The sequence below is a fragment of the Lysobacter alkalisoli genome, assembly GCF_006547045.1.
Lineage (GTDB): Bacteria > Pseudomonadota > Gammaproteobacteria > Xanthomonadales > Xanthomonadaceae > Marilutibacter > Marilutibacter alkalisoli.
The window spans coordinates 1,159,106-1,176,870 of sequence record NZ_CP041242.1 but is presented as its reverse complement, the minus strand read 5'-3'; the positions used below and the strand labels follow the sequence as shown (position 1 = coordinate 1,176,870).

Annotated in this window: 13 protein-coding genes and 1 pseudogene; 2 read left to right on the top strand and 12 right to left on the bottom strand. The window is 66.9% G+C overall.

Annotation, left to right across the window (positions count from 1 at the left end):
- Positions 1–20: 20 nt before the first annotated feature.
- The 10 genes from FKV23_RS05065 to FKV23_RS05020 all read right to left on the bottom strand — a co-directional run bounded on the left by FKV23_RS05065 (position 21) and on the right by FKV23_RS05020 (position 13,081).
- On the bottom strand, positions 21–824 hold the full coding sequence (locus FKV23_RS05065) for a ferritin-like domain-containing protein (protein ID WP_141622871.1): 804 nt from the start codon (positions 822–824) through the stop codon (positions 21–23).
- A gap of 62 nt (positions 825–886) precedes the next feature.
- A complete protein-coding gene (gene purF / locus FKV23_RS05060; protein ID WP_141622870.1) occupies positions 887–2,356 on the bottom strand; it encodes an amidophosphoribosyltransferase in 1,470 nt (489 codons plus the stop codon).
- A gap of 59 nt (positions 2,357–2,415) precedes the next feature.
- Positions 2,416–3,051 carry a CvpA family protein gene (locus tag FKV23_RS05055; RefSeq protein WP_141622869.1) on the bottom strand — a complete coding sequence of 212 codons (636 nt, stop codon included), beginning with the start codon at positions 3,049–3,051 and terminating at the stop codon, positions 2,416–2,418.
- Positions 3,051–3,272: a CvpA family protein gene (locus tag FKV23_RS17660; RefSeq protein WP_167284982.1), complete on the bottom strand. Its 222-nt coding sequence runs from the start codon at positions 3,270–3,272 to the stop codon at positions 3,051–3,053. Before FKV23_RS17660 ends, FKV23_RS05055 begins: the two co-directional genes overlap by 1 nt.
- Positions 3,273–3,492: 220 nt before the next feature.
- Positions 3,493–4,470: an SPOR domain-containing protein gene (locus FKV23_RS05045; protein WP_141622867.1), complete on the bottom strand. Its 978-nt coding sequence runs from the start codon at positions 4,468–4,470 to the stop codon at positions 3,493–3,495.
- Between the two features lie 108 nt (positions 4,471–4,578).
- Positions 4,579–5,847, bottom strand: coding sequence for a bifunctional tetrahydrofolate synthase/dihydrofolate synthase (gene folC, locus FKV23_RS05040; RefSeq protein WP_141622866.1), 1,269 nt, complete (start codon positions 5,845–5,847; stop codon positions 4,579–4,581).
- Positions 5,848–5,938: 91 nt separating this feature from the next.
- The gene (locus tag FKV23_RS05035; RefSeq protein WP_141622865.1) at positions 5,939–6,586 is read right to left on the bottom strand and encodes a histidine phosphatase family protein; all 648 of its coding nucleotides are present in this window, start codon (positions 6,584–6,586) and stop codon (positions 5,939–5,941) included.
- A gap of 9 nt (positions 6,587–6,595) precedes the next feature.
- The gene (serA, locus tag FKV23_RS05030) at positions 6,596–8,161 is read right to left on the bottom strand and encodes a phosphoglycerate dehydrogenase (RefSeq protein ID WP_141622864.1); all 1,566 of its coding nucleotides are present in this window, start codon (positions 8,159–8,161) and stop codon (positions 6,596–6,598) included.
- Positions 8,162–8,647: 486 nt separating this feature from the next.
- Positions 8,648–10,738 carry a S46 family peptidase gene (locus tag FKV23_RS05025; RefSeq protein ID WP_141625058.1) on the bottom strand — a complete coding sequence of 697 codons (2,091 nt, stop codon included), beginning with the start codon at positions 10,736–10,738 and terminating at the stop codon, positions 8,648–8,650.
- Between the two features lie 177 nt (positions 10,739–10,915).
- The gene (locus FKV23_RS05020; RefSeq protein ID WP_167284981.1) at positions 10,916–13,081 is read right to left on the bottom strand and encodes a S46 family peptidase; all 2,166 of its coding nucleotides are present in this window, start codon (positions 13,079–13,081) and stop codon (positions 10,916–10,918) included.
- 186 nt (positions 13,082–13,267) lie between these two features.
- Between FKV23_RS05020 and tdh the strand changes: the two genes are divergently transcribed.
- A complete protein-coding gene (tdh, locus tag FKV23_RS05015) occupies positions 13,268–14,305 on the top strand; it encodes an L-threonine 3-dehydrogenase (protein ID WP_208543243.1) in 1,038 nt (345 codons plus the stop codon).
- A gap of 118 nt (positions 14,306–14,423) precedes the next feature.
- On the opposite strand, the gene FKV23_RS05010 is transcribed toward tdh, so the two are convergent.
- A complete protein-coding gene (locus FKV23_RS05010; RefSeq protein ID WP_141622863.1) occupies positions 14,424–15,128 on the bottom strand; it encodes a hypothetical protein in 705 nt (234 codons plus the stop codon).
- Positions 15,129–15,212: 84 nt separating this feature from the next.
- On the opposite strand from FKV23_RS05010, the gene kbl reads away from it, so the two are divergent.
- Entirely contained in the window at positions 15,213–16,433 is a 1,221-nt protein-coding gene (gene kbl, locus FKV23_RS05005; RefSeq protein WP_141622862.1) for a glycine C-acetyltransferase, read from the top strand.
- 10 nt (positions 16,434–16,443) lie between these two features.
- Here the strand turns inward: kbl and FKV23_RS05000 are convergent.
- Positions 16,444–17,324: pseudogene (locus FKV23_RS05000) on the bottom strand (pseudouridine synthase).
- Positions 17,325–17,765 lie beyond the last annotated feature (441 nt).

Genomic DNA, 17,765 nt, shown 5'->3' with positions numbered 1-17,765 from the left:
GATCGCCCGGCAATCCGTTCCTACAAGTCCATGGACGCCAGCATCGCCAGTTCGTCTTCGTCGAAGCCCGCCATCAAGCGCGCCTCGAGATTGAACGGCCCGTGCAGTTGGCCGCTGGCGTATTCGCCCAGCAATTCGCGAAAACGCGAACGCGGTTCGATGCCGCTTTGTTCACAATGCCAACGATACCAGCGTGAACCGGCGGCAACATGCGCCACTTCCTCGCGCAGGATCACTTCGAGGATGCCGGCGGTGGCTTCGTCGCCGAGCGAGCGCAGCTTGACGATCATCCCCGGCGTCACGTCCAGCCCGCGTGCTTCCAGCACGCGCGGCACCAGGGCCATCCGTGCCAGGCCGTCGTGGGCGGTCTTCTCGCACATCTCCCACAAGCCGTTGTGGGCGTCGAAGTCGCCGTAGTCGTAGCCTAGATCGCGCAGGCGATCGCGCAACAGCACGAAATGACGGGCTTCGTCGTCGGCCACCGCAATCCAGTCGGCGTAGAACCTGTGCGGCAGTCCGCGAAAACGGTAGGCCGCATCCCAACCCAGATCGATGGCATTGAGTTCGATATGGGCGATGGCATGGATGAAGGCCGCGCGGCCCTCGACAGTGCCGAAGCCGCGCCGTGGCAGCTCGCGCGGATGCACCAGCCGTGGTCGCAGTGGCCGGCCGGGCATGCGGATCGGCTCTGGCGGCGGCGCATCACCGGCCACCTCCAGTTCGCCGCGCGCGAAGGCGGCAGCGTAGCGGTGGGTCAGAGCAACCTTTTCATCCGGATCACGGGCATCCAGGCAGTGGCGGGCGGCGGCGAAGAGCGAAGTCATGCAAGTGCCCGGCCGTCATTCCGTCGGGATGACAACGGAGGCCGCGGAAACGACCTCAAGCATCACGACACCCGGCGCTGCTTCTTCGCCTCGTCCGAACGCAGGTGCTTGATGCGCTCGAAGTAGTCGTCCGCGGTGCCGGTGACATACTCGCCATTGAAGCAGGACGAGTCGAAGTGGTCGATGGAGTGCTTGGGCCCGGACACCGCTTCCTGCAGGTCGGAGAGGTCCTGGTAGATCAGCCAGTCGCAGCCGAGGATGGCCTGCACGTCCTCCTCGCTGCGGTTGTAGGCGACCAGTTCCTCGGCAGTGGGCATATCGATGCCGTAGATGTTCGGATAGCGCACCGGCGGTGCCGCCGAGGCCAGATAGACCTTGCGAGCGCCGGCGTCGCGCGCCATCTGCACGATCTGCTGGCTGGTGGTGCCGCGCACGATCGAGTCGTCGACCAGCAGCACCACCCGGTTGCGGAATTCCAGCGGGATGGGGTTGAGCTTGCGTCGCACCGACTTCGCGCGCTCGCTCTGCCCCGGCATGATGAAGGTGCGGCCGACGTAGCGGTTCTTGATGAAGCCCTCGCGGTACTTCACTCCGAGCACATTGGCGACCTCCAGCGCGGCGTCGCGCGAGGAGTCCGGAATCGGGATCACGGTATCGATGTCGTGGTCCGGGCGCAGGCGCAGGATCTTCTCGCCCAGCTTCTGGCCCATGCGCATGCGCGCCTTGTGCACCGACACATCGTCCATCATCGAGTCCGGCCGCGCGAAGTAGACGTATTCGAAGATGCACGGCGTATGCACCTGCTCCTCGGCGCAAGCCTGGGTGAACAGCTGTCCATCGGCGGTGACGACGATGCCCTCGCCCGGACGCACGTCACGCAGGCGTTCGAAGCCGGTCAGGTCGAGCGCGACCGACTCGCTGGCCACCGCATACTCGTCGCGGCCGTTGACCGTGCGCTTGCCGAGCACCAGTGGCCGGATGCCGTGCGGGTCGCGGAACGCGACCAGGCCCATGCCGAGCACTGCCGCGACCACTGCGTAGCCACCCACGCAGCGCTGGTGCAGATTCTCGATAGCCTTGAATGCCGCTGCCGGGCTCAGTGCCTTCTGCCTGTCCAGTTCGTGCGCGAACACGTTGAGCAGCACTTCGGAGTCGGACTCGGTATTGATGTTGCGGCGATCCTGTGCGAACACCTCGTTGCGCAGGGCTTCGGTGTTGATCAGGTTGCCGTTGTGGGCGAGCACGATGCCGAACGGCGAATTGACGTAGAACGGCTGCGCCTCGTCGGAGCCTTCGCTGCCGGCGGTCGGATAACGGCAATGGCCGATACCGATATTGCCGCGGAGCAGCTGCATCGAAGCCTGGTCGAAGACATCGCGGACCAGACCGTTGCCCTTGTGCACGCGCAGGCGAGTGCCCTCGGAAGTGGCGATACCCGCCGCATCCTGGCCGCGGTGCTGAAGCACGGTGAGACCGTCATACAACTGGGCCGCAACGTCGTTATGGCCGACGATACCGATAATGCCGCACATGGGGCGTGTGTCCTGCGTTTGTTTGTTGAGATGGGAAATTGATGGAATGAAGCCGGGTATCAGTGTCCGCCGTCCACTGCGGCCGGATCCGGCGTGCGGTCGGCATTGACATTGGCCGGATCCACCGCCCGCCCGGCGGACTGTTGCGTCGGCGCCTGCGACTGCGTGCCCGGCAACGGCAGATTCTGGCCTTGCAGCAACTCGCCCAGATCACCCAGGTCCGGTAGCGGCAATTGCTGCGTCTGCATCGGCGCACCGCCATTGGCTGCGCCCGGCTTCGCGCCCTGCCCGGACAATTCGCCGAGCCGGCGCAGCAGTTCCTGCGAGTCCTGCCCGCCCGGCATGCCCGGCATGCCGCTACCGTCGATCAACGGCTGCAGCGCCTTTTTCTGTTGCTGGATGTTGTCTTTCGACAGCGGGCCGCCGGCATCGAAGTCGATCTGCCGCGCAACCGCATCGGGCAGCATTCCGCGCATCCAGCGTGCGCCCGGCTCGAACGCCGGCATGGTCAACGACTGCTGCCACTGAGGCCCGCGCGGCAACGAGGTGAAGCCCATCAGCAGTACCAGCATGCAGGCGAACAGTCCGCCACGGACGACGCCGATGGCGAGCCCGAGACTTCGATCCAGTCCCGACAGGCCCACCGAGTCAAGCACCCGGCGCACGAACCAGCTGAGCAGCTTCACTGTCACCATCACGATTCCGAAGCACAGCAGGTAACCACCAACGAGATAGCCGGTGCCCGGGTCGAGGTGTCCGACATCATGGCCGCAGCATCGCCGCCGAACCAATATGCAGCCGCACCCGCAAAGACCCAGGACAGCAGCGACAGCAGCACGCCGACGAAGCCGCGCATCAGGCCAAGCAGTGCCGAGATCGCCACGATCGCAAGCAACACCCAATCGATAGCCGTCATCGCGCAAGCCTCCATGCGTGAGCTCCTCGCGGTCCGCACCGGAGCTGCGGGCCTGCAGAGCGGGGAAAGACAAAGACGTCCATGTCGGCATGCCGGATATCAGTGCACGGCATGTCGAAAAACAGCCCGGGAACGCCGCCGCGCAGGTGCACGGCGTTCCTGCAGGAAGCCGCAGAGCGGCCGTTCGGGCCTGGTGGCATGCGTGGGCAAGCACTCAGATTCACGGATGCGGCCGGACCATGCCGGTGATGCCAAGCTTGCCCGCGACCTGAGCCTTGAGCTGTTCGGCCTCGGCACGGGTCGAAACCGGGCCGACACGGACGCGGCTGAGCGTACCCTTGTCTGTGTTGACCCTCTCGGTAAAGGCACTGAAACCGGCGGCGCGCGCACGGTCGCGCAACTTGTCGGCTTCGGCTGCCTGGCTGAAAGCACCGAGCTGGACCGCAAAGCCGACCGTGGCCGCGGCCGGTGCGCTCGACGCAGGAGGCGGCGCAGTGGCGACAGGTTGCTGCGGGACCGATTGTTGTGGGGCTGGCTGCTGCGGCGCGGGATCGACCTTCGGCGGCGCCGGCTTCGGGGCCTCGGGTTCGGGCGCCGTCGCCACCTCGGCGGGCTCCGCGCCGACCGGGGTCGCTGCATCGGCATTGAGCACCACCACCCGCACCTCGACATCGTTGCGGATCCGGCCCGCCCGAATACGCGCGGCCTCCGCATCGGCCTGGGTCGCGAAGGGGCCGATCCGGACCCGGTGCAGGGTCCGGTTGTCGCGACCGCTGACGGCCTCCTGGTACCCCGGCAGGCTCGCGGCCTTCAAGGCCGCGATCACGCGACCGGCGTCGTCGGCACTGGAATAGGTGCCGAAGCTCACCGCGTAATCGCCACCGACAGTGGCGGCCGGCATCATTCCATCTTCTTCAGGCTTGGCGACCTGCTCGCGGGTATCGACGGTCGGCAGGCGACCTTCATCGTCGGGCTCCATGCCAACCACCCCGCCGGCAGGAGCGGCACCCGACGGGGTAACCAGTGGCAGTTCACGGGTCTGGAAGCCCTCCCGTGGTGGTGCGGCTGGCAGGTCGAGCTGGATGTCGGCGACCCCGCTTTCCGGGGCCGGGCCCTTGATCAGCATGGGCAGAAAGATCACGGCAAGCGCAACCAGGACGATTGCGCCGATCAGGCGCTGTTTCAGGGCGGGTTCCACAGGGCGGGTTCCGGGTCTCGCGGCCAGACGATTCGCGTCGCGATTATACCCCGCACGCGCGCCGACCCCAGCGGGCAGCCGGAACGGTTGTTCAGCCTCGCCTGCCGGTCAGGCGAGCACTCCGAGCGCGGCGGCGGCAGTGTGGAAGGAGCCGAACACCAGGATCCGGTCATGGATGCCCGCCTCATCGCACGCCACCCGGATGGCCGAGGCCACGTCGACATGCGGCTGCCCGCCTTCGGCCGCGGTGCCGGCCAGGCGTGCAGCCAGCGCAGCGGCACTGCCGCCACGCGGGCCGACGCCCTCCAGTCCGGCCAGGTGCCAGCCGTCGATGCAATCGGCCAGCGCAGCGACCACGCCAGCGGCGTCCTTGTCGTCCAGCGCCGCATACACCGCCAGCGTGCGGCCGGGTACCGGGTGCGCCTGCAACCACTCGGCCACCGCTCCAGCCGCCTGCGGGTTGTGGCCGACGTCGACCAGCACTGCCACGCCATCGCGCTCGAAACGCTGCAGGCGGCCGGCTACTGCGGCTTGGGCGACGCCTTCGGCAACTGCCTGGGCGGAAGGCGGGCTTTCCAGCGCGCGCAGTGCGGCAATCGCGGTGGCGGCATTGCGCAGCTGCACCGGCGCGGACAGGAGTGGCATCGGCAAGGCGAGCTCGCAGCCAATCTCACGCCAGTGCCAGGTGCTCGGATTGCCCTCGTCCGGCAGGTCGATGAAGAAATCGCATCCGATCCGGATCGCCGAAGCGCCGATCGCATACGCATGCCGCAATACACTCGATGGCGGATCGTCATCGCCCAGCACCAGCGGCTTCCACGCCCGCGCGATGCCAGCCTTTTCGACACCGATGGTCTCGCGGTCCCCGCCGAGCCAATCCTGATGGTCGACGTCCACGGTGGTGATCACCGCCACGTCCGGGTCGATCATGTTGGTGGCGTCGAGACGGCCACCCAGGCCGACTTCGAGAATCGCGAGGTCGAGATCGGCGCGTTCGAACAGCCGCAACGCGGCCAGGGTGGCGTATTCGAAGTAGGTCAGCGTGGTGCCGCCGCGCGCGGCTTCGACCGCCTCGAAGGCCTCGACCAGCGCGGTATCGTCGGCATCGACACCCTCGATCCGTACCCGCTCGTTGAAGGCGAGCAGGTGCGGTGAAGTGTAGGCACCGACGCGCCAGCCGGCCGCACGCGCGATCGCCTCGATGAAGGCGACGGTCGAGCCCTTGCCATTGGTGCCGCCGACGGTGACGACCTGCCGCGCGGGGCGGCCAAGCGACATGCGGCCGGCGACCTCGCGGACGCGGTCCAGTCCCATGTCGATGGACTTGGGGTGTTGCTGCTCGATGTAGTCGAGCCATTCGGGGAGGGTGCGGGACATGCACTGGATTGTATGTCGCGTCCGCGACCTTGGTGGAGAGGCGTGAGAAGCCATGGGACTCGTTTCTCACTCCTCTTCACTCGTGTGGGCTTCAAAGCGCCCGGTGCACCGCCTCGCCGAACAGGGCGGTGTGGTGGCTGCAGTCGTTGAGCCGCACGATCTCGAGCTGCCCGACGCTGTCGCCCTCGAGCAGATTGAGCGTGGTCGGTGCCTGGCGGAAAGTCCACAGGCGCCGGAACGGGATCCCGAGCAGATGACACAGGATCACCCGGTTGACCGCGTCGTGGGCAACCACCAGCAGGGTCTCGTCCGCTCCAAGACCTTCGCCAGCGCGCAGCAGGGCCGGCCAGGCACGGTCGAACACCTGCTGCAACGACTCGCCGCCCTGCCCCGGCATCTGCACGGTCTCGGGCGCCTCGCGCCAGGCCTTCAGGCGTTCCGGGTCACGGGTGTGGATCTCGCTGGCGAGCAGGCCTTCCCACTCGCCATGGCCGATCTCCTTCAGGCCCTCGTCAAAGGAAAGCAGGCCGGCGCGGTGGCCGAGCGCCAGCTGTGCCGTGGTCTTCGCTCTCGACAGCGGCGAGGCCACCGCGCGGGTGACAGGCATCTCGCGCAGGCGTTCGCCCAGCGCACGCGCCTGCGCTTCGCCGACCGGCGACAGCGGGATGTCTTCCTGGCCCTGGTAGCGGCCTTCGGCGTTCCACGGCGTCTCGCCGTGGCGGGCAAGCAATACACGCATCTTCGGACCTCAGACCTGGTGCAGGGAGAGGACGCCCGGCGTGCCACGCAACGCCAGCAGTTCCTCTTCGGTGACTGGACGGTCGACGGTGATCGCCGCGCGGGCCTGGCCATCGCCGGCCGCACCCAATGCGAAGTTGACGATATTGACGCCGGCCGTGCCGAGCTTGCTGCCGACCGTGCCGATCATGCCCGGGCGGTCTTCGTTGCGCATCAGCAACACCGGTGCGAGCGGGTCGAATTCGATCTCGACGCCGTCCAGCCGCACCACGCGTGGACCGCGGTGCAGGGTCGCCTCGACCTCGCGGGTGCGGCCCTCGCCTTCGATGCGCACCCGCAACAGGCGGTCGAAGCCGTCGCCATCGCCGCCGACGGTCTCGGCCACGGTCAGGCCACGGTTGGCGGCTTCCTGCAACGCATTGACCGGAGTCACCCGGCCGGAATGCTCGCCCATCAGCGCGGCCACCAGCAGGCGGCTCAGCGGACGGGTATCGAGCGCCTCGGTGCGGCCGGCGTAGGTGATGTGCAATCGGGTCGGTGCCGGTACCAGCCGCGAGGCCAGTTTGCCGAGCGCGGACATCAGCGGCATCCACGGCCCGACTTCGCGTGCGGCCTCGGCGGTCAATGGCGGCAGGTTGACGCAGCCGGCGACCGCGCCGGTGGCGACGAAGTCGATGATCTGGCGGGCTAGGATCGTACTGACCGCTTGCTGCGCCTCGCTGGTCGACGCGCCCAGGTGCGGGGTCAGGATCAGCTTCGGATGGCCACGCAGTGGCGAGTCGGCCTGCAGCGGCTCGGTAACGAAGGTGTCGAGCGCAGCGCCGGCGAGGTGGCCTTCGTTGAGCATCTGGACCAGCGCGGCCTCGTCGACCAGGCCGCCGCGAGCGGCGTTGATCAGGTAGGCGCCCTTCTTCATCGAGCGCATGCTCGCCTCGGACAGCAGGTTGGTGGTGTCCTTGGTGCGCGGGATGTGCAGGGTGACGATGTCGGCCCAGGCCAGCAGTTCGTCGAGGGTCTTCAGCGGCACGCTGCCCTTGGCGGCGGCGGCGGCGGGCAGGAAGGGGTCGAATGCGGCGACCTCCATGCCGATGCCGGCGGCCTTGCGCGCGACGGTGCCGCCGATGCGGCCGAGGCCGATCACGCCGAGCTTCTTGCCCTCCAGCTCGAAGCCGGTCAGGCCGGCCTTGGGCCATTCGCCGGCCTTCATGCCGGCGTCGGCGCGCGGGATGTGGCGGGCCAGCGCGAACAGCAGCGAGATCGCGTGTTCGGCGGCGGCGAGGGTGTTGCCGTCGGGCGCGTTCATCACCGCGATGCCGCGCTCGGTGGCGGCGTTGACGTCGATGGTGTCGACGCCGGCGCCGGCGCGGCCGATCACCTTCAGTTTGGTCGCCTTGGCCAGCGCGTTGGCCGGGACCTTGGTCGCCGAGCGCACGAGGATGGCGTCGAAGCCGGCCAGCTTGTCGGCCAGCGCTTCGGGGTCCTTGATCGGTTCGGGGGCGACTTCGACCTCCCATCCCGCGTCGCGGAACAGGTTGAGGCCGTCTTCATGGATGCCATCGCAGGCCAGGACTTTCATTGCATGCTCCAGTGGGTTGAGTGACCCGCGGAACACATGCAGCCGGCATGCTGGAGGAAGGTTCTGCCCTGTGTGGTACTTCCACTCCGGGCAGCCGCACCGGGAGGTGCGGGAGGATCTGCGGAGAAATGCAGATCGGGAGATGTTGCCTTCGATCGGGAAACGGGGCCGGCTGGCATGGGAATCCGCGATGCAGGCAAGATTAGCAGAGCCGTGCTGCGACGCAACAGTTGCGTTGGAAACCGGGCTGGCGGGAGGGCTCACGAGGGAAACCGGTGACCGGCATTCCAGGTTCTTCGCCCAATCGAGGGGAAAGCGTCAGTTCTGCTGGATGACCGGGGCACCGGGGGCGAAGGCCCTTGGATGCGAATGTCCACCGGCGGCGGCCGGGGGACATTCGCCGTCAAGGCCGGCAGGTCGCGTCGGGACAGCCAGGTAGCGGCGAAACCCGGCGGAGACTCCATCCGAAGCCGCTTCAACAGAACCTCACTGCTTCGCCGGCACACCCATCTCCTGCAGCAGCTGCGGCGCCGGGAATACCTCCTGCATGATCCAGCGCATGTAACGCTGGTCGACCGCGATCACCCGGGTCATCGCCGGGTCGAACACCCAGTTCGAGCTGACGCTCTCCCAGTTCATGTCGAACACCAGCCCGACCAGTCGGCCGTGCGCATCCAGCGCCGGCGAACCGGAATTGCCGCCGGTGATGTCGAGGTCGGCCATGAAGTTGACCGGCACCGTGCCCAGCCTGCGGTCGGCCAGCCCGCCATGGTTCTTTGCCGCGACCGCATCCAGCAACGCCTGCGGGGCATCGAACGGCTCCTCGCCGGTGGCCTTGGCGGCAACCTCCTCCAGCAGGGTGAACGAGGCCTGCTTTCTGCCATCAGCGTTGATATAGCCCTGAACGTTGCCGAAGGTGATCCGCAACGAGGAGTTGGCGTCCGGATAGACGGATTCGCCCTTGCTGGCCTTGTAGTCGGCCACCGCCTGCAGGTAGAGCGGGCGGGCGAGCAGCGCATCGCCGGCTCGGGCCTTGCCCTGCTCTTCCAGCGCCAGCAGGGTCGGCATGATCGCGACTGCGAACCGGATCGCGGGATCCTTGTTCTTCTCGAAATCGCGACGGCCGGCCTTCATCAGGCCGAGACGGTATTCGGCGTCGCCGAGGTCGGTTTTCGCAAGCTTGTCGAGCGCGCGCCGGATCGCCTTGTCGTCGTTGCCACCCAGCCATGCGTCGACCACCTCCACGCGTTGCGTCGCCGGCAGCTTGACGTACTCGCGCAGCCAGTAAGCCTGCAGCTCGCGGTCCATCTTCGGGTCGTAGCGGCGCTCCATCTGGCGCAACCCGCCTTCGAACACCGGCAGATCGCGCTCCTGGTAACCCTGTTCCCGCTCGGCATCGGGCTTGTCGCGCTCGATCGCAAGGCGATACAGCTGCACCGCGGCGCCGATCGCACCGGTACGGCGCAATTGCCCGAACACCAGGTCGCGTTCGCGGTGGGCACGCGCCTGCTCATCCAGCGCAACCAGGGTGGCATGCGCATCGAGTGCGGCCCGGCCATCCTCGGCCTGCCCGCGCAGCCATTCGAGCACCGCTTCCTCCTCGGTTCTCTTGGAGGTGGCGGCATCGATGCGGCGGAAACCTTCCAGCTGGCCGTCATAGTTCTTCATCGCGTTCTGCCAGCCACGCACGGTGCTGGCGTATTTGACCGCGATGTCCGGGTCGGCCTTGCCGGCCTCTTCGACCAGCGCCACCAGCCGTTTGTAGTGCGCCCCAACGACGGGATAGGTCCAGTTCGCGGTCTCGTTGAACTCCTCGGCCAGTGCGTAACGCGCGGTACGACCGGGATAGCCGGCGACCATCACGAAGTCGCCCGCCTGCAGCGGCCTGTCGGCAATCTTCAACCAATGCTTCGGCTGGTACGGCACGTTGTCCTCGGCGTACGCCGCCGGCTTGCCGTCCTTGTCGACATAGGCGCGGTAGAAGGCGAAATCGCCGGTGTGGCGCGGCCACATCCAGTTGTCGATATCGCCGCCGTAGCTGCCGATGCTGTCGGGCGGCGCGTAGGCCAGGCGCACGTCCCGGATCTCCAGATTGCGGAACAGGCGATAGCTGTTGCCGCCGGAAAAGCTGTAGAGACGGCAGCGATAGCCTTCCCCGGCCTCGCAGTCGGCGACAAGTTTCTTCTCGATCGCCTCCAGCGCACGGGTGCGGCCAAGACCGTCGGCAGCGGCGTCGATCGCTTCCATGACCTTGTCGGTCACGTCATCGATGGAATCGAGCGCGTAGATGCGCGCATTGGGACCGGCGGAGACTTCATCGGCCGGTGTGGCCGCGTTGAAGCCCTCCTTCATCAGGTTGTTCTCGGGCGTTGAGTTGAGCTGGATCGCGCCGTAGGCGCAGTGGTGGTTGGTCGCCACCAGGCCCTGCGGGGAGACGAAGCTGGCGGTGCAGCCACCGAGCGATACCACCGCGCCCATCGGGTCGCCGGTCAGGTCGGCCAGTTGCTCGGGCTTGAGCTTCAACCCGGCCTTCTTCAGTGGCCTGGCGATCTCCGGCAACTGCTGCGGTACCCACATGCCCTCGCCCGCCATCGCCGCTCCCGCGGTCATGCCACCTGCCATGGCCACCGCCGCCAGAAGGCTGTATCGCATCACGCCGTTTCGCACCCTGCTCTCCTCGTCAATGAAACAATGTTTCAGTCTACCCGCCGGCCGTAATCATCGCCGCATGACCAATGGCACGGATGCCGGCGCTCATTCCGCCGGCAGGCCCATCTCGGCCAACAGGTGCGGCGCCGGGTAGACCTTGGCCATCAGCCAGCGCATGTAGCGCATGTCGACATGGATCGCGCGCTTGTAGCGTGGGTCGTACATCCAGCTGGCGCTGACCGATTCCCAGTTGCTGTCGAAATTGAGACCGATCAGGCGGCCTTCGGCATCCATCACCGGCGAGCCTGAGTTACCGCCGGTGGTGTCGAGGTTGGTCAGGAAGTTGACCGTCTGCGTGCCAAGACTCGGTTCTGCCGTGCCGCCGAAGTCGCCGCGCGCAATCGCATCGAGCAGCGGCCGGGGCGCGTCGAACGGCTCCTCGCCAGTGTGTTTCTCGGCGATGCCCTGCACCGTGGTCAGTGGCAGGTAGCGCACGCCATCGCGCGGGTCGAGGGTGCTGATGCGGCCGTAACTGACCCGCAACGTCGCGTTGGCATCCGGATACACCGCACGGCCCTGCGACTGGCGATAGCCGATCAGCGCGCGCATGTAGGCCGGGCGCAGGCGCAGCAGTTCGCCTTCATGGGTCTTGAATTCGTCCTCCAGGCGCAACAGCGCCGGCTGCAGGGCTGCGGCCGCGCGCAGCAGGGGATCATCCGATCCGGCCAGTGCCACCGCATCGGCCTGCATCGCCGCCAGCCGCGTGGCCTCGTCGCCGAGCGCGGTGCCGGCATACAGCGCAGCGATCCGCTCGCGGGCTTGCTCCGCGGTGGTGCCGAACACTGCGTCGAATTCGGCCACGCGCTGCCCGGCCGGCAGCGCCAGATACTGCGATACCAGGTCGGCCAGCAGGGCCTGTTCCACCGCCGGCGCATAACGCCGTTGGACCTGACGCAGCTGTCCTTCGATCAACGCTTCGTCACGTTGCTGGTAGCCCGGCTCCCGCTGCGCATCCGGCTTGCCGCGCTCGAACGCGAGCCGCTGCAGGGTCACTGCAGCGCGCAGCAACTGCGTATGGCGCAGGAGCGTCGCCAGCAACTGATCGCGCTCGCGGGTCGAGGCGACTTGCTTGAGCACCACTCGCGCGGCATAGATGTCGGTCCGGATCGTGGCAGCATCCGACTGACCTTCGAGCCAGGCAAGCATCGCGGTCTCGTCCACCACGCGTGCCGCGACCGCATCGCTGCGCTTGAGTCCGTCGAGCTCGCCGCGTGCGCGCTTGAGGCCATTGAGCAGGCTGCGCACCTGCGAGGCATACAGCACGCGGGCCTCCGCATCGTCCGCGGTCTCGGCCTCGATCACTTCCAGCATGCGGCCGAACAGCGCGGCCCGCGAGGGCAGCTGCCATTCGACTTGGCCTTCGAACTCCGAGGCCATGCGGTGGCGATAGGTGATACCCGGGTAGCCGGCCAGCATCGCGTAGTCGCCCTCCTTCACGTTGCGGGTGGACACCGGCAGGTGCGCGGGCGGCGTGAACGGCACGTTGTCGGGCGAGTAGCCGGCCGGCGTGCCATCGGGCGCGACATAGGCCCGCAACAGGGTGAAGTCGCCGCTGTGACGCGGCCAGATGAAGTTGTCGACCTCGCCACCGTAGTTGCCGATGCTGCCCGGCGGCGCATAGACGAGGCGGATGTCGCGCAGCTCCAACTGCTTCACCAGATGGAAATCGGTGCCGTAGTACATGTTGGCGACACTGCAGCGCAGGCCCGGCTCGCGTTCGCACTCGGCCACCACGGCCTTGCTGGCATGGTCGATGGCATCGAAATAGTCACGCCCCCGTTTGCCGTGTGCGTCGGCGAGGATGCGGTCGGTGATTCGCTCGAAGCCGGTGGTGACGAGAACGCGATAATCCGGGTTGGCCGGCAGCTCCGCCGCACGGTCGGCGGCGATGTAGCCCTCGCCGATCAGGTCGCGCCCGGCCGTGCTGTTGTACTGGATGACCCCGAACGCGACATGGTGGTTGGTCAGAACCAGTCCGTCGTTCGATACGAACGCGCCGCTGCCACCACCAACCCGGACTACCGCGTTCATAGGCGGTCGCGCCAGCTCGCTCAGCTCCCCCGCCCTGCCCCTGAAACCGGCAGACTCCATCCGTTCGGCGATCTCGGGCAGTTGCGAAGGCATCCACATGCCCTCATCGGCATGCAGGACGGAAGACATGCCGGCCGTCAGCGCGGCGACGATGGCGGGCAACAACAGACGGTGGCGCATGGTCTATTCGGTCATCCAGCAAGGAAGCCAGCGACGATAGGCGAACCCCATGTCGGCGGCAAACCCGCGCCACGACCTGAACCCGGCCGACCTGCCAACGGCCGCAAACGGCAAACCCGGCGAGGGCTGCGCGCGAGACGCGGCGTATAATTGCCGGCCAGTCCAAACCCACGCCCGGCAACTCCCATGACGCAAATGATGAAGGCCCTGGTCAAACGCGAAGCCGGCAAGGGCATCTGGATGGAACAGGTGCCGGTGCCCGCCCCCGGCCCCAACGAAGTGCTGATCAAGCTGGAGAAGACCGCGATCTGCGGTACCGACCTGCACATCTACCTGTGGGACGAGTGGAGCCAGCGCACCATCAAGCCAGGCCTCGTCATCGGCCACGAGTTCGTCGGCCGCATCGTCGAGATCGGTCCCGGCGTCACCGGCTACCGCACCGGCCAGCGCGTTTCGGCCGAAGGCCACATCGTCTGCGGCCACTGCCGCAACTGCCGCGCCGGCAAGCAGCACCTGTGCCCGAATACCGTCGGTATCGGCGTCAACCGCAACGGCGCCTTCGCCGAATACGTGGTGATGCCGGCCAGCAACCTGTGGCCGATCCCGGACCAGATCCCGAGCGAGCTGGCGGCGTTCTTCGACCCCTACGGCAACGCCGCGCACTGTGCGCTGGAGTTCGACGTGGTCGGCGAGGACGTGCTGATCACCGGCGCCGGCCCGATCGGCATCATCGCCGCCGGCATCTGCAAGTACATCGGCGCGCGCAATGTGGTCGTCACCGACGTCAACGACTACCGGCTCAAGCTTGCCGCCGACATGGGCGCCACCCGTGTGGTCAACGTCACCAACACTTCGCTCAAGGAGGTGATGGCCGACCTGCACATGGAAGGCTTCGACGTCGGCCTGGAGATGAGCGGCAACCCACGCGCGTTCAACGACATGCTCGATTGCATGTACCACGGCGGCAAGATCGCGATGCTCGGCATCATGCCCAAGGGCGCCGGCGTGGACTGGGACAAGATCATCTTCAAGGGCCTGACCCTCCACGGCATCTACGGCCGGAAGATGTACGAGACCTGGTACAAGATGACCCAGCTGGTGCTGTCCGGCTTCCCGCTCGGCAAGGTGCTGACCCATCAGCTGCCGGTGGACGATTTCCAGCAGGGCTTCGACCTGATGGAATCGGGCAAGGCCGGCAAGGTCGTGCTCAGCTGGGTGAGCTGACGCGCTTGGCAGATGCCCTATCGGCATCTGCCGCGTCAGCGAACGCCCGGCCAGGGATGGCCGGGCCGGGCGATCCGAAGCCGACGTCGTTTCGCCATGGAAGGCAGCAAAATGATTCCTACACCAGCACCACCCGCAAGCGCTCGCGCCACCAGTGCCAGGCGATCACCGCGAACATCGCGGTCAGCCACAGACCGAGGTGCCATTCGAGCCGGTTCTCCCAGCGATCGCGCGCATCCGGATCGCCAACCACAGCACTGGCGATCACGCTGGCCACGCCCATCGCCAGCATGCCCAGCGCGATGCATTGCAGCGGCTTGCACACCGGCGCATCCGGCCATTGCCTGGACAGGCGCCGCAACATCGCCATCAGTGCAAGGAAAGTGGCACCGAAGTACACGGTCACACCGTAGCGCCGCAGCATGCGATACGCATCGCCTTCGGTACCGAGGAAGGTCGCGTACAAGGCCAGGGACACGCCCGCCATCAGGCCCAGCCACGGCAACAGGCGCGCGGGCGAACCGGTCCGCCGCTGCAACCACTGCGCGGCTACCCACCACAACGCGACCTGCAATGTCGCACACGGCAGCATCGCCAGCCGGAACAGATGGTTGCCGAGCCCATGACGGGCCGCGCGGCTGATCGATACGCAGCCTTCGACATAGGGATTGCAGACCGGGACCAGGCCATCGCGCATCGACAGCCACCAGGCCAAGTGCGCCGCGACAAGCGGAATCAGCGAAGCGAGTGCCGGCAGCAGCCAGGCCGGGAAGCCACCTGCCGGGGCGGGCGCGGACGATGACATGCGCATCAACACGTTCATGACCGCATCCTAGCGCCGGTATGCGATGTCCCGGAACCGCAACCGATAGAATGGCGACCTCCCCGCCTCTTGCCGGAAGCCACCATGTCCGACGCCCCGTCCCTGACCGCACCATCTTTGACCCAGCACTACGCCGCCGAACTGGACTCGATCCGCGAGCAGGGCCTGTTCAAGTCCGAGCGCATCATCACCAGCCCGCAGTCGGCGGAGATCACCCTCGCCGATGGCCGTACGGTGCTGAACTTCTGCGCGAACAACTACCTCGGCCTAGCCGACCATCCAGAGGTGATCGCCGCGGCCAAGGCGGCCCTGGACACCCACGGTTTCGGCATGGCCTCGGTGCGCTTCATCTGCGGCACGCAGGACCTGCACAAGCAACTGGAGAAGACCATCGCCGACTTCTTCGGGACCGAGGACACCATCCTCTACGCAGCCTGTTTCGACGCCAACGGCGGCCTGTTCGAGCCGTTGCTGGGGCCCGAGGACGCGATCATCTCCGACGCGCTCAACCACGCCTCGATCATCGACGGCGTGCGCCTGTGCAAGGCGCAGCGCTTCCGCTACGCCAACTGCGACATGGCCGATCTGGAGAAACAACTTCAGGCTGCCGACGCCGCTGGTTGCAAGACGAAGTTGATCACCACCGACGGCGTGTTCTCGATGGATGGCTTCATCGCCCCGCTCGACGAGATCGCCGCGCTGGCGCAAAAGTACGGCGCCCTGGTCCACATCGACGAGTGCCATGCCACCGGCTTCCTCGGTGCCAACGGCAAGGGCTCGGCCGAGGTCAAGGGCGTGCTGGACAGGATCGACATCATCACCGGCACGCTGGGCAAGGCGATGGGCGGCGCGCTGGGTGGTTTCACCACCGCCAGGAAAGAGGTCATCGAGATGCTGCGCCAGCGCTCGCGCCCTTACCTGTTCTCCAACTCGCTGCCCCCGCATGTGGTCGCGGCCGGGATCAAGGCATTCGAGATGCTGTCGTCCGCCGGCGAACTGCGGGAACGACTGGCAGAGAACACCCGCTACTTCCGCGAAAAAATGACCGCCGCGGGCTTCGACCTCAAGCCCGGCGTGCACCCGATCGTGCCGGTGATGCTGTACGACGCACCGCTGGCGCAGAAGTTCGCCGAGCGGCTGCTGGAGGAAGGCATCTACGCGATCGGCTTCTTCTTTCCGGTGGTTCCCAAGGGGCAGGCGCGCATCCGCACCCAGATGAGCGCCGCGCATACCCGCGAGCATCTCGACCGTGCGATCGACGCCTTCACCCGCATCGGCCACGAGCTGGGTGTGCTGAAAGACTGAGTTCCGCCCGCTACTCCTCCCCGGAGCGTTCACGCAGCGCCGCGACTTCGTTGGCATCCAGGCAGCGCCACTGGCTCTTGGGCAGGTCGCCCAGGGCCAGCGTTCCGATCGCTACGCGAATCAGGCGCAGGACACGGATGTCGAACGCCGCCAGCAGGCGCCGGATCTGCCGGTTGCGGCCTTCGTCGAGGACGATTTCCAGCCAGGCGTTCTTGTCGCCCGCTCGCAACAGAGCGGCCGATCTCGCCGACAGACGCTCGCCATCGACCTCGACACCTTCTTCAAGCGCAGCCAATGTCGCCGCATCCGGGATAATGTCGACCTGCACATGGTAGGTCTTGTCCGGACCGGTCGCCGGATCGGCGATCCGCGCCGACCAGGCCGTGTCGTTGGTGAACAGCAGCATCCCCTCGCTGGCCTTGTCCAGCCGCCCGACCGGGGCCAACCATGGCAGACCGGCGCCATCGAAGCAGCGGTAGACCGTATCCCGGCCCTGTTCGTCGCGTACGGTGGTGACCAGGCCGCGGGGCTTGTTGAGCATCAGATAGATCCGCGCCGGCGGTTCAAGGTCGCATCCGTCTACGCGAATCTGCTGCCGTCCCGGCACGATCGGATACTCCGGATCCCGCACCACCCGGCCATCGACACTGACCCGTCCGGCAAGCACCCGCCGGGCCGCCTCCGTGCGCGAACAGATGCCTTGCTTGGAGAGGATGCGGGCCAGGCCGTGGCGGACGACCGGGCTCATAGTGAAAGCGGCCGCAGATGCGGCCGCTGTCGTATCAACACGAGGACACGCACGGTTTACTCTACGCCGGCCCCGGATTCGACCGCTTCCGTCGTGGCCGGAGCCGGCCTGGCCGGGACCACGCGCGCGCCGCGCGCCTTCATCCAGGCATCGAACTCGTCGGCGGTCATGCGCTTGCCGTTCTGGCTCATGTCGAAGCGCCACGGACCATTGTCGAATTCGGTGCGGGGCTTGTATGCCTCCGGTGCCTGCGCCTCGACAGCGGCGGGCGTGGTCGCCGGCATCGCCTTGGCCAGGCTCTGGCAGTTCTCCAGCTTCAGCCTGAATATCACCTGGTCGACCGACTGCGCCTCATCATAGGCATGCGCCAGCACTCCGGTCGGCGAGCCAAGTTGTTGCCCCGGCGTGGCCAGCTCGGCAGACACCGGCGCCACGATGGTCGGCTGGACCGGCATCGGCCTGGGGGCGACCAGGGCATTGCAATCACCGGCCTGCTGGGCCTGAGCCATTCCAGCCATGAGGATCAACGAAAGGGCAAGGACGGTGCGTTGCATGGAAATCTCCGGATTCGGATATCGCGCCGT